The 12,358-nt window shown below is 60.7% G+C and carries 12 protein-coding genes; 3 read left to right on the forward strand and 9 right to left on the reverse strand.

Going from position 1 to position 12,358, the window contains the following annotated elements; genetic code table 11:
• Positions 1–39: 39 nt before the first annotated feature.
• The 4 genes from arfA to leuS form a co-directional block, all read right to left on the reverse strand.
• Positions 40–204, reverse strand: a complete 165-nt coding sequence (gene arfA / locus EXW71_RS25225) for an alternative ribosome rescue factor ArfA (protein ID WP_003176285.1) — start codon at positions 202–204, stop codon at positions 40–42.
• Between the two features lie 326 nt (positions 205–530).
• Positions 531–1,568 (reverse strand): DNA polymerase III subunit delta, encoded by a 1,038-nt coding sequence (gene holA, locus EXW71_RS25230; RefSeq protein ID WP_123717422.1) that lies wholly within the window; start codon positions 1,566–1,568, stop codon positions 531–533.
• A 39-nt stretch (positions 1,569–1,607) separates the two neighbouring features.
• Positions 1,608–2,213, reverse strand: coding sequence for an LPS assembly lipoprotein LptE (gene lptE, locus EXW71_RS25235; RefSeq protein ID WP_123717423.1), 606 nt, complete (start codon positions 2,211–2,213; stop codon positions 1,608–1,610).
• 88 nt (positions 2,214–2,301) lie between these two features.
• Positions 2,302–4,908: a leucine--tRNA ligase gene (gene leuS, locus EXW71_RS25240; protein WP_134660541.1), complete on the reverse strand. Its 2,607-nt coding sequence runs from the start codon at positions 4,906–4,908 to the stop codon at positions 2,302–2,304.
• Between the two features lie 261 nt (positions 4,909–5,169).
• On the opposite strand from leuS, the gene EXW71_RS25245 reads away from it, so the two are divergent.
• Positions 5,170–5,487 (forward strand): hypothetical protein, encoded by a 318-nt coding sequence (locus EXW71_RS25245; RefSeq protein WP_123717425.1) that lies wholly within the window; start codon positions 5,170–5,172, stop codon positions 5,485–5,487.
• Positions 5,488–5,588: 101 nt separating this feature from the next.
• Positions 5,589–6,350 (forward strand): YdcF family protein, encoded by a 762-nt coding sequence (locus EXW71_RS25250; RefSeq protein WP_134660542.1) that lies wholly within the window; start codon positions 5,589–5,591, stop codon positions 6,348–6,350.
• A 72-nt stretch (positions 6,351–6,422) separates the two neighbouring features.
• Here EXW71_RS25250 and lnt read toward each other — a convergent pair whose 3' ends face one another.
• The 5 genes from lnt to miaB all read right to left on the reverse strand — a co-directional run bounded on the left by lnt (position 6,423) and on the right by miaB (position 11,847).
• The gene (gene lnt, locus EXW71_RS25255; RefSeq protein WP_134660543.1) at positions 6,423–7,946 is read right to left on the reverse strand and encodes an apolipoprotein N-acyltransferase; all 1,524 of its coding nucleotides are present in this window, start codon (positions 7,944–7,946) and stop codon (positions 6,423–6,425) included.
• 8 nt (positions 7,947–7,954) lie between these two features.
• A complete protein-coding gene (locus EXW71_RS25260; protein ID WP_017735641.1) occupies positions 7,955–8,794 on the reverse strand; it encodes an HlyC/CorC family transporter in 840 nt (279 codons plus the stop codon).
• Positions 8,795–8,836: 42 nt separating this feature from the next.
• Positions 8,837–9,295, reverse strand: coding sequence for an rRNA maturation RNase YbeY (gene ybeY / locus EXW71_RS25265; RefSeq protein ID WP_123717428.1), 459 nt, complete (start codon positions 9,293–9,295; stop codon positions 8,837–8,839).
• Positions 9,288–10,292 carry a PhoH family protein gene (locus EXW71_RS25270; protein ID WP_123717429.1) on the reverse strand — a complete coding sequence of 335 codons (1,005 nt, stop codon included), beginning with the start codon at positions 10,290–10,292 and terminating at the stop codon, positions 9,288–9,290. The genes ybeY and EXW71_RS25270 overlap by 8 nt, the downstream gene beginning before the upstream one ends.
• Before the next feature lie 226 nt (positions 10,293–10,518).
• Complete coding sequence (gene miaB / locus EXW71_RS25275; protein WP_123717430.1) at positions 10,519–11,847, reverse strand: tRNA (N6-isopentenyl adenosine(37)-C2)-methylthiotransferase MiaB; 1,329 nt, start codon at positions 11,845–11,847, stop codon at positions 10,519–10,521.
• Positions 11,848–11,978: 131 nt separating this feature from the next.
• Between miaB and EXW71_RS25280 the strand changes: the two genes are divergently transcribed.
• A complete protein-coding gene (locus EXW71_RS25280; RefSeq protein ID WP_003236992.1) occupies positions 11,979–12,305 on the forward strand; it encodes a DUF1820 family protein in 327 nt (108 codons plus the stop codon).
• The last annotated feature ends 53 nt before the right edge of the window (positions 12,306–12,358 follow it).

Raw genomic sequence — 12,358 nt, forward strand, 5'->3', positions numbered from 1 at the left:
TCAGGTGCAGACCTTATCATGCCGGAGGGGCGCTTGCCTTCAGGCTGCCAGAAAGTAAGAAGCCTCCCAGCTATTAGACTGGAAGGCTTCGCGGCGGTAACTGCCTTTGCCCTTGCCGGCGCGTTCCTGACGGCTGCGGAACAGTGGCTGGGCGATGATGGATTTGGCCTTGTTGGGGCCATGCTTAGATGGCTTTTTGCTCATGATGATGGTTCTCGATAGGTGGGCTGGAGCGGGCCAAATCATCTGCCGAAGCCAGGCGGCTGTAAAGCCCGTAATTGTAAGCACGATCAAAATGTGGCGTTTGGGGTAATGCCAGTCAGGTAAGCGATAGAGCGGACAACGAGTAACCTGTGGCGAGGGAGCTTGCTCCCGTTGGGTCGCGAAGCGGCCCCAGCTTTGGGCTTGAAAAGACTGGGCCTGCTACGCAGTCCAGCGGGAGCAAGCTCCCTCGCCACAGGTTACTTTTTGGCCTTTCTCCTTCTTAACCGACTGGCATCAGGAGTTTGGGGGGGCTTTTGAAAGGCGGGTTATTCAGCCGGCAACGCCAGGCGCTGGCCAGCCATCAGCAATGACAATCGGCTCAGGCTCATCCAGGGCGAACCGGCCGCTTGGCCCTTGATCTGCGCATCGATGCGTTGCGCCTCCAGCAGAAGCTGCGCCCAGCGCTGCGCCGAGTGCCGCTGAAGGGCTTTGCTCATCAGGGGTTTGCGTTTGTCCCAGACCGGTGGCCGGGCCTGGCTGAAAGCTCTGTCCAAGGGCGTACCCTGGCTGTATTGCAGGGAAATATTGGCCAACACCCGCAACTCCCGGGCCAGGGCCCAGAGGATCACCGGTGGTTCTACGCCCTCGCCGCGCAGCCCTTCGAGCATGCGCAGGGCGTGGGCGGGTTCACCATTGAGGATCGCATCCACCAGCCCGAACACGTCGAAGCGAGCGCTGTCAGCGACCGCGCCTTGCACGGTTTCAACCGTGATCTGCCCATCTTCGGCCATCAGCTTGAGCTTTTCGATTTCCTGGGCGGCGGCAAGCAGGTTGCCTTCGACCCGGGCCGCGATCAGCTCGACGGCGTCTTGTGTGGCCGACAGCCCCGATTGGGTCAGTCGTTGACGAATCCACTGCGGTAATTGGCTGCTGTCTACTGGCCAGATCTGGATGAACTGGGTCTGTGCCCCTTCCACCAACGCCTTGCCCCACTTGGTCTTTTGCGCGCTGCCATCGAGCTTGGGCAAGCTGATCAGCAAGACCGTGTCCTCGGCGGGGCGCGAGCAGTATTCCATCAAGGCGGCCGCGCCCTTGTCGCCGGGTTTGCCCGAAGGCAGGCGCAGTTCCAGCAGGCGTTTTTCGGCGAACAGCGACATGCTCGCGCCGGCTTGCAGCAGCGTACCCCAGTCGAAACTGGCGTCGGCACTGAATACCTGGCGTTCATCGAAGCCCTGTTGGCGCGCAGCCGCGCGAATGGCATCGGCGGCTTCCTGGCACAGCAGCGGGTCATCCCCGCTGACGATGTAGACAGGCGCGAGCCCACCCTGCAGATGTTTGGCGAGTTGTGCGGGAGCGAGTTTCATAGGCGGGGCGAACGGGGCGCCTGGGGCGCCCCGTATGGCTTACTCGGCTGGTACTTCAACAGGCGACTGTTTAGGCGTGTTGTTTTCATACTCTTGCGCGGCTTTCAGGGCGTCGGCGTCAGCCTTGGCCTTGTTGTCAGCCGTCTGTTGCAGGGCTGCGAGTTTTTCCGGCGTCAGCTGTTGCAGGCGGACCATCAGGCGCTGGATCAGCTCGCGACGCATTTCCTTGCGCACCTGGATGATTTCCGAGTCCGAGCCCACCAGGTTGTTGCCATCGTGGCTGACGACCTTCTGCACTTCCACCTTGTCGCCCATTAATGGCAACTGATCGCGGCCACGCAGTTCATACACGACTTTGGTGTTCAGCTCGATGTCCGACGCACGACCGGCACTGGCGTAGCTGAGGTTGCGCTGGGTTTCTTGTTCATCGATCAGGTTCAGCTTGTAGGTCGCACCGTTGTAGACGTGCACGCCGCTGTTTTCCAGGGTCTGGCGCAGTTGCTTGACGGTTTCGCCGTAGGCGTTGCGGGCGCTGAGGTCGAGTTCCTTGAGCGTCAGCTCGTTGGTGCCGGTACCGCGCAGCTGGAAGCCGCAAGCGCTCAGCAGCACGGCAAGGCCCATTACCAGCAGGTTGCGTTTGATCATTTTGTTGCTCCCCTTGAAACCATATGGGCCTTATCGAGGCCCTGAAGGCTTTGTTCGACGCGGAGCTCAAGCCCCGCGCCCGATCCGATTAGCTAGCGACGATATTGACCAGTTTGCCAGGCACCACGATCACTTTGCGGATCGTCAGCCCTTCGGTAAAGCGCAGCACGTTTTCGTTGCAGCGCGCTGCCGCTTCGACTTCCTCGCGAGAAGCGCTGGCCGGCATGTCGATCTGGCCACGCAGTTTACCGTTGACCTGAATCACCAGTTGCAGCGTGTCCTGTACCAGGGCGCTGTCGTCCTGGACTGGCCAGCGTGCATCGATGACCGCGTCGCTGTGGCCCAGGCGGCTCCACAGTTCGTGGCTGATGTGCGGGGTGATCGGCGCCAGCAACAGGGTGACGGTTTCCAGGCCTTCCTGGATCAGTGCACGGTCCTGTTCGGTGGCTTGCGGTGCTTTTTCCAGCACGTTCATCAGCGTCATCACCTGGGCGATGGCGGTGTTGAATTTGTGGTTCTGGCCCACGTCCTGGCTGGCTTGGCGGATGGCCAGGTGGGTGCTGCGGCGGATGGCTTTCTGCTCATCGCTCAAGGCGGCAACGTCCAGCTTGCCCGGCAGCCCTTGGCTGACATGGGTGTGCGCCAGGCGCCAGACGCGCTTGAGGAAGCGGTGCGAGCCTTCGACGCCGGAGTCGGACCATTCGGCGCTCATGTCGGGCGGCGAGGCGAACATCATGAACAGGCGGCAGGTGTCCGCACCGAACTGGTCGATCATCGACTGTGGGTCGACGCCGTTGTTTTTCGACTTGGCCATCTTCTCGGTGCCACCGATTTCCACCGGCAGGCCGTCGGCTTTCAACTTGGCGCTGATGACCTTGGCTTTGCTGTCGCGCTCAAGCTCGACATCCGCCGGGTTGAACCAGGTGTAGGCGCCATTGGCTTCGCGGCGATAGTAAGTCTCGGCGATCACCATGCCTTGGGTCAGCAGGTTCTTGAATGGCTCATCGGAACTCACCAGGCCTTCGTCGCGCATCAGCTTGTGGAAGAAACGCGCGTACAGCAGGTGAAGAATGGCGTGTTCGATGCCGCCGATGTACTGGTCCACCGGCAACCAATGGTCGGCCGCAGCTTTTTCCACCAGGCCGCCTTCATAGTGTGGCGAGGCGTAGCGGGCGTAGTACCACGAGGACTCGACGAAGGTGTCCATGGTGTCGGTTTCACGCTTGGCAGGCTGGCCGCATTTCGGGCAGGCACATTCGTAGAACTCGGGCATGCGTGCCAGCGGCGAGCCGGCGCCATCCGGCACCACGTCTTCCGGCAGTACCACCGGCAACTGGTCTTCCGGCACCGGCACGTCACCGCAGCTTTCGCAGTGGATGATCGGGATCGGGCAGCCCCAGTAGCGCTGGCGGCTGATGCCCCAGTCGCGCAGGCGGAACTGGGTACGCGAGGCGCCGAGGTTTTTCTTGATCAGTGCAACTTCGATGGCGTCGAAAGCGCCTTGGAAGTCCAGGCCATCGAACTCACCGGAGTTGATCAGCGTGCCGTGCTCGCCGTAGGCGTCTTGCCACGGGGCCGGGTTGGTGTCGCCCGAGCTGGTGCGCACCACGGATTTGATCGGCAAGTTGTACTTGTTGGCGAACTCGAAATCGCGCTCGTCGTGGGCCGGCACAGCCATTACTGCGCCATCACCGTAGTGCATCAACACGTAGTTGGCGACCCATACCGGCAGCTTCTCGCCGGTCAGCGGGTGTTCGACGAACAGGCCGGTTGGCAGGCCTTTTTTCTCCTGGGTGGCGACGTCGGCTTCGGCCACGCTGCCGCCTTTGCATTCGGCGATGAACGCTTGCAGCTCAGGGTTGTTCTGCGCGGCTTGGGTGGCCAGCGGGTGTTCGGCGGCCACGGCAACATAGGTTGCGCCCATCAGGGTGTCCGGACGGGTGGTGAAGACTTTCAGTGCGCCCGCTTCGCCGATCGAATCGACGTTGTAGGGGAACTGCACTTCCATGCCCTTGGATTTGCCGATCCAGTTGCGCTGCATGGTCTTGACCTGCTCCGGCCAGCCCGGCAGGTCGTCGAGGCTCGACAACAGTTCATCCGCGTAGGCGGTGATCTTGAAGTAGTACATCGGGATTTCGCGCTTTTCGATCAGCGCGCCGGAACGCCAGCCGCGACCGTCGATGACCTGCTCGTTGGCCAATACGGTCTGGTCGATCGGGTCCCAGTTCACGGTGCCGTTCTTGCGGTAGATCACGCCTTTTTCGAACAGGCGCGTAAACAACCATTGTTCCCAGCGGTAGTAGTCCGGCTTGCAGGTGGTCACTTCGCGGGACCAGTCCACTGCCAGGCCCAGGCTGCGCAGCTGGGTCTTCATGTAGGCGATGTTTTCGTAGGTCCACTTCGCGGGCGCCACGTTGTTTTTCATCGCGGCGTTTTCCGCCGGCATGCCGAAGGCATCCCAACCCATGGGTTGCAGGACATTCTTGCCGAGCATGCGCTGGTAGCGGGAAATGACGTCGCCGATGGTGTAGTTACGCACGTGTCCCATGTGTAGCTTGCCGCTGGGGTAAGGGAACATCGATAGGCAGTAGTAAGTCTCCTTGCCTGGCTGTTCACTGACTTCAAAGGACTTCTGCTCGTCCCAGAAGGTTTGGGCGGCATTTTCTATTTCACGGGGCTGATATTGTTCGTGCATGGCTACTTTTGAACTGAATAGGGGTGGCCTAATCCTCTTCGGTACAACATTCAGGTTGATCGACACCAAACAGCGGCGCGTCCGTGCCCAAACCCTGCGGGAAGTGGAGTTACAGGAAGCGCCGTAGCATACATGACCCCACTCTATCGAGGGAAACCCTGATTGCGCGGTCGAGGCCGTCTGTCGCGGCACCGGGCAGGCGTAGCCATGGAGACTACGCTGTTTATTGGGGAGCAAGTCTTTCTTCAATGAGGTGAGGGGATGGTTGAATCGCAGCGAACCTTAACGAAACCGCAGTTGTATGAGGGGCTGATCGACCGATTGGGTCGGGCACTGGATGCTGCAAAAACCGCAGGCCGATTGCGTGATGAGCGGCCTCTGGAGCTGGAGTTGCGGGGCTTGAGCCAGGCGGAGCTTGAACTGATCAAGTGCTACCTGGAAATGAATCACCAGCGCGCTTCTTCTGAACAGGCTTCCCCGCCTTCTCAAGAGTCGCCGCGTTCAGCCAAGGTGATCTGGCTGAGGGACGTATCCGCCGGTCGCAGAGTCGACAAGCTTCGGGCCGTAAGGTGCAAGTGAAATAAACGCAGTGCTATCCGTTGGTCTTCTCGAAATGTGCTGGTAAAGATTGTCGCTGAACTGCGTTGCATCTAGGCTTCGGGCATCTTTGGAGATGCCCGATGCCTTTTCGTTATTTCATCAAACAACTATTGCTGCCGCCCGGTATTTTTTTGCTGTTGCTGGCGTTCGCCTGGTGGATTCGTCGCAGTCGCCCGCGCCTGGCAGGGTTCTGCTTTGCCCTGGGGTTGGGGGGCATGTGGCTGATGAGTCTGCCGGTGATGGTGCAATGGGGAGCGCACGCATTGGAAACCGAGCCGCCCTTGGCCCGGGAAGACTGGGCAACCCTGGCCCAGCGGGCCGATGCAATTGTGGTATTGGGCTCTGGACGTGAGCGTGGCGACCCTGCGTGGGGCACCGACCAACCCACAGGCATAGGCCTTGAACGCCAGCGTTATGCCGCACGACTGGCCAAGGCGTCAGGCTTGCCGGTGCTGACCAGCGGTGGTTTGCACTATGGAGCGCCGCCCAGTGAGGCCGAGCTGATGGCTGTGTCGATGCAGGATGATTTTGGCGTCACTGTGCGCTGGAAGGAAGAGCGTAGCCGTACCACGTGGGAAAATGCACAGATGAGTGCTGAGATCCTGTTGCCCGCGGGCATCAAGCGTGTGGTGGTGGTGACCCAGGCCTGGCATATGCCGCGTTCGGTCTGGAGCTTCGAGAAGGCCGGTTTCACGGTGGTGCCGGGGCCTGTGGGGTTTCTCGGGGTCGACAATGCGCGACCGCTCGGCGGCTGGATGCCCGAGTTCAAGTCGGTTTGGCAGAGCGGGCAGTTGATCAACGAAGCTGTGGGGCAGGTGGGCTATCGGTTGTTTTACCGCTGAGCCTTCTGATTAAAATGCAAATTGGAATGTGGGAAGGGGCTTACCCCTTCCCACATGGTGTTGCGTTGGCTGTCAGACGGTCTTGGACATCCGGCCGGCCAGCAGCGCCCAGCCAAACAGCAGCACGCACACAATGATCAACGGCCACGAACGCCACTGCAGGTAAGGCGTCAGGTTGTGCATCGGCACGACCTCTCCGTAGAGAATCCCGCGCTCGAATTGTGGGATCTGCGCGGTGATCTGCCCGAATGGATTGATCAGGCCGGTCACGCCGTTATTGGTGGCGCGGATCATCCAGCGACCGGCTTCCAAGGCCCGCATCTGCGCCATTTGCAGGTGCTGCAACGGGCCGATGGAGCGGCCAAACCAAGTGTCGTTGCTGATGGTCAGCAGCAGGTCGCTCTGGGCCGACAGGCCAGCAGCGAACTCCGGGTACACCACTTCATAGCAAATGAACGGCGCAAGGTGATAGCCCTTGGCCTGGAGCATGGCCTGGTCAGAGGGGCCACGGGCGAAGTCCGACATGGGCAGGTCGAAGAAGGCGATCAGCCCGCGCAATACGTCTTGCAGCGGCACGTACTCACCGAACGGCACCAGTTTTTGCTTGAGGTAGGTGCCGTCGCCTTCGCCCACGACAGTGATGCCGTTGAAGTAGCGCTTCTGGTGATGGACTTCCTGGCGAATCGGTACGCCGGTAATCAGCGCGGAATTCCGCTCGGCGGCGAACTTGCCCATCATGGCAAGGTAACCCTCGACGGACTCCTTGAGCACCGGCACCGCGGTTTCCGGCCAGATCAGCAGGTCAGTCCGCTTGGCGCTGAAGCTCATGTCGCGGTACAGCGCCAACTGCGCATTGAGCTGCTCAGGGTCCCACTTCATGCTTTGTTCGACGTTGCCCTGGATGGCGGCCACGCTCAGGGGGGCGCCGGAAGGGGAAGTCCACGCATGGTGTTTGAGTGCCAGGCCGATGGCCCACGGTGCAACCAACAGCACCAGGCCTGCGCCGATAAAGGCATTGCGCTTGCTTGCCAGCAGACGGGGCAGGTTGCACAGCAGGGCCGCCGTCAGCGCCAGGGCAAAGGAAATCAGCCACATGCCGCCCAGTGGGGCGAGACCGGTGAGCGGGCCGTCGAGCTGGCTGTAGCCGGAGTACAGCCACGGGAAGCCGGTGAGAAACCAGCCGCGGAAAGCTTCCTGGCCGACCCACAACGCAGCAAAGGTCAGGGCATCCGCCAGGGGCGCCTCGTTGCGGCGCAACCAGCGTGCCCACAGCCAGGCGGGCAGGGCGAAGAACCAGGCGATGGCGGCGGTAAACAGCAGCATCAGGAAGCCGGCCAGCAGCACCGAAGCGCCGCCGAAATGGTGGATGCTGTAGTAGATCCAACTGGTGCCGGCACCAAACAGGCCGAAACCGAAACACCAGCCACGGCCCAGGGCCTGACGTGGTGTCAGTTCCCGTAACCCGACATAGAACAACCCCACCGCCACCAGTGCAAATGGCCACAGGTCGAACGGTGCCAGTGCCAGGGTAGTGAGGGCGCCGGCCACCACAGCCAGCAAATTACCGGGCCAGCCGGGGGCGAACAAGCGGCGCATATCAGTCCTTAGCGGGCAATAGGAGTCAGGCGGATCAAGTGGATGCGACGGCTGTCCGCATTCAGGATGCGGAAGCGATACGCACCGATTTCGGTGGTTTCGTTACGCTTTGGCAGGTGCCCGAACGCATTCATCACCAGGCCGCCCACCGTGTCGAACTCATCGTCGGAGAATTCGCTGTCGAAGAACTCGTTGAAGTTCTCGATCGGCGTCAGCGCCTTGATCAGGAAGTCACCGCTGGGCAGGGGTTTGATGTAGCTGTCTTCTTCGACGTCGTGTTCGTCTTCGATGTCGCCGACGATCTGTTCCAGCACGTCTTCGATCGTCACCAGGCCCGCTACGCCACCGTATTCGTCGATCACAATGGCCATGTGATTGTGATTGGCGCGGAACTCGCGCAGCAACACATTCAGGCGCTTGGATTCGGGCACGAAGGTGGCCGGACGCAGCAGGTCCTTGATGTTGAAGTTGTCGCCGTTCTCCTTGAGGATCAGCGGCAATAGGTCCTTGGCCAGCAGGACGCCCATGACGTCGTCATGGCTTTCACCGATCACCGGGTAGCGCGAGTGCGCCGAGTCGATCACGGCCGGGAGGAACTCCCGTGGAGTCTGGGTCGCCTTGATGCTGATCATCTGCGAGCGCGGGACCATAATGTCCCGTACTTGCAGGTCTGCGACCTGGATGGCGCCTTCGACGATGGCCAGCGCTTCGCTGTCCAGCAACTTGTTCTGATGGGCCTCGCGCAGCAGCTCAAGCAGCTCCTGGCGGTTTTTCGGCTCGTGGGCAAAAGCCTGGGTCAATTTACCCAGCCATGACTTCTGCCCGTTGCTCGATCGGTCTTCGCTCATAGCGATTACTCTGAATCCTTTGTCGTATTGGTTAAGTGTTGATCAGCTTTCGTCATCTGCATAAGGGTCAGGGTGACCCAATTCTGCAAGCAACGTTTGTTCCAGTGTTTCCATTTCCTCGGCTTCGTCATCGTCTATATGGTCGTAACCCAAGAGATGCAAGCAGCCGTGGATGACTAGATGGGCCCAGTGGGCTTCAAGTTCCTTTCCCTGCTCCCGTGCTTCGCGCTCCACCACCGGCACGCAGATGACCAGGTCACCCAGCAAGGGGATATCCAGTAGTTCATCCGGTACGTCGGCGGGGAAGGACAGCACGTTGGTGGCGTAGTCTTTTTGACGCCAGGTGTGATTCAGCTCACGGCCTTCGGGCTCGTCCACCAGGCGGATGGTCAGCTCCGAGTCGGCGGTGCGCTGGCGCAGGGCCAGGGCGCACCATTGGCGGAACTGTTCTTCACTGGGGGCAGGGGCTTCGGTGGCCAGCTGCAGGTCTAGCTCAAGCATCGTGGCGAGCGTCCTTGGCCGGTGCGTCGCCCTGATGTTCGAAGCGCTCGTACGCTTCGACGATGCGCTGCACCAACGGGTGGCGCACTACGTCCTTGGGCATGAAGTGAGTGAAGCTGATCCCAGGCACATCCTTGAGTACCTCGATCACCTGGCCCAGCCCCGATTTTGTGCCCTTGGGCAGGTCGACCTGGGTGATGTCACCGGTGATCACGGCCGTTGAGCCGAAACCGATACGGGTCAGGAACATTTTCATCTGTTCGACAGTAGTGTTCTGGCTCTCGTCGAGGATGATGAAGCTGTTGTTCAAGGTACGGCCGCGCATGTAGGCCAGCGGAGCGATCTCGATCACCTGGCGCTCGATCAGCTTGGCCACGTATTCGAAGCCGAGCATCTCGTAAAGTGCGTCGTAGAGCGGGCGCAGGTACGGGTCGATCTTCTGGGCCAGGTCGCCGGGCAGGAAGCCGAGTTTCTCGCCAGCCTCGACCGCCGGTCGCACCAGCAGGATGCGGCGTACTTGCTCGCGTTCCAGGGCGTCCACCGCACAGGCCACGGCCAGGTAGGTCTTGCCGGTACCGGCGGGGCCGATGCCGAAGTTGATATCGTTGCCGAGGATTTCCTTGACGTACTTCTGCTGATTCAAGCCGCGCGGGCGAATCATGCCCTTTTTGGTGCGCAGGGCCACGCTGGCTTCGGCCACCGGGTTGTTGGCCAAGTCTTGCACCGCCGATTCCTGCAAGTACAGGTGCACCGTTTCCGGCGACAGCTCACTGCCCTTGGTTTCGCGGTAGAGACGGCGCAGCAGGTTTTCTGCGGACGTGGTGTGTTGGGGTTCACCAATCAGTTCGAACTGATTGCCGCGATTGCGGATCTCGACGCTCAGGCGTTGTTCGATCAGGCGCAGGTGCTCGTCGAACTGTCCGCACAGGTTGGCGAAACGGCGAGCCTCAAAGGGCTCGAGGAGAAAACGATGGGGTTCTACTATGGGTGCGTTCAAGGTCGCTTTTAGCCGCCCTTTGGCTGTTGAGGTGAAAGAGAGGATAACGCCAGAGGCGCGGGTACGAAAGCACTTATATATCCCGAGTGTGGCGCGGTTCTTACAGGGGAACGGGCTTGCTCGCGAAGGCGGTGGGTCAGCCGATAGAGGTATCAACCGATCAACCACCTTCGCGGGCACGCCCGCTCCCACATTTTGATCTGCGCCAGTCAGTGATACCGACGGGTTATTGAATCAGCGATCCGCGCAACGAATGGGGCTGCGCCGCATCGATGTGCACGTCGGCGAATTGGCCGATCAGGGTGGGAGTGTCGCAGCGGAAGTTGACGATTCGGTTATTCTCGGTACGGCCTTGCAGCTCTCCCGGGTCTTTTTTCGAGTAGTCGGTCACCAGGATGCGCTGGATCGAACCGACCATTTGTCGGCTGATCTCGAAGCCTTGCTGGTTCAGGCGATGCTGCAGTGCATTCAGGCGCTCTTTCTTCAGCGCTTCCGGGGTGTCGTCCGCCAGATCGGCGGCCGGGGTACCCGGGCGCGGGCTATAGACGAACGAATAGGAGAAGTCGAACCCGACGTCTTCGATCAGCTTCATGGTCTGCTCGAAGTCTTTTTCGGTCTCGCCTGGGAAGCCGACAATGAAGTCCGAGCTGATGCAGATGCCCGGCACCGCCGCACGCAGTTTGCGCAGCTTGGATTTGTATTCCAGGGCGGTGTGGTTGCGCTTCATGGCCGACAGAATGCGGTCCGAGCCCGACTGCACCGGCAAGTGCAGGTGCTTGACCAGCTCCGGCACTTCGGCGTGGGCCTGGATCAGGCTGTCGGAGAACTCCAGCGGATGCGAAGTGGTGTAGCGAATGCGCTCGATGCCGTCTACTGCAGCCACCACGCGGATCAGCTCCGCCAGGTCGGCCAGGCGCCCGTCGTGGGTCTGGCCGCGATAGCCGTTGACGTTCTGGCCCAGCAGTGTCACTTCGCGCACGCCGTTTTCGGCCAGGTGGATGATTTCCGACAGTACATCGTCAAACGGCCGGCTGACTTCCTCGCCGCGTGTGTAAGGCACTACGCAGAAGGTGCAGTACTTGCTGCAGCCTTCCATCACCGACACATAGGCGCTTGGCCCGTCGATGCGTGGCTCGGGCAAGTGGTCGAATTTTTCGATTTCCGGGAACGAGACGTCAACCTGCGGCAGCTTGGTCACGCGGGCGGCGTCGATCATTTCCGGCAGACGGTGCAGGGTCTGTGGGCCGAAGACCACGTCGACATAGGGGGCGCGGTCGCGGATCGCGGCACCTTCCTGGCTGGCCACGCAGCCGCCGACGGCAATCACCATGTCCGGGTTGGCCAGTTTCAATTCGCGCCAGCGGCCCAGTTGGGAATACACACGGTCCTGGGCCCGTTCGCGGATCGAGCAGGTGTTGAGCAGGATCACGTCGGCATCTTCGGCGCGGGCGGTGACTTCCAGGGCCTGGTGTTCGCCCAGCAGATCGACCATGCGCGAGCTGTCGTACTCGTTCATTTGGCAGCCGTGGGTTTCGATGTAAAGCTTCTTGGCCATGGGGATCGTCAACTGGTGGTAAAGAACCGCGCATTATAGGGGGCATGCCCATTGGTTCCTAGCGTTGTGCATCGGGTGGCATGCTATAGTTCGCGCCCCCTTTTATATCCCCGATGTGTTGTTTGCCCACCATGACCAAACGTGAAGCTCCAATCTACAAGGTGATTTTCCTTAACCAGGGCCAGGTGTTCGAAATGTACGCCAAGCAGATCTATCAAAGTGATCTGTGGGGCTTCCTGGAGGTGGAAGAGTTCGTCTTTGGCGAGCGCACCCAGTTGGTGGTCGATCCAGGCGAGGAAAAACTCAAGGCGCAGTTCGAAGGTGTGGTGCGCAGCTTTGTGCCCATGCATTCGATTGTGCGCATCGATGAGGTGGAGCGCCTGGGCACACCGAAGATTAGCGAGGCCCGGGGCGTGAGCAACGTCATGCCGTTTCCGATGCCGATGCCAGAGAAGTAAACGCCTGGATTCTGTCGTGTGCGGGGCAAGCCCGTCTCACGACGGAAAGCCGT

This window comes from Pseudomonas sp. BCA17 (genome assembly GCF_004519405.1).
In the GTDB taxonomy this organism is placed as follows: Bacteria; Pseudomonadota; Gammaproteobacteria; order Pseudomonadales; family Pseudomonadaceae; genus Aquipseudomonas.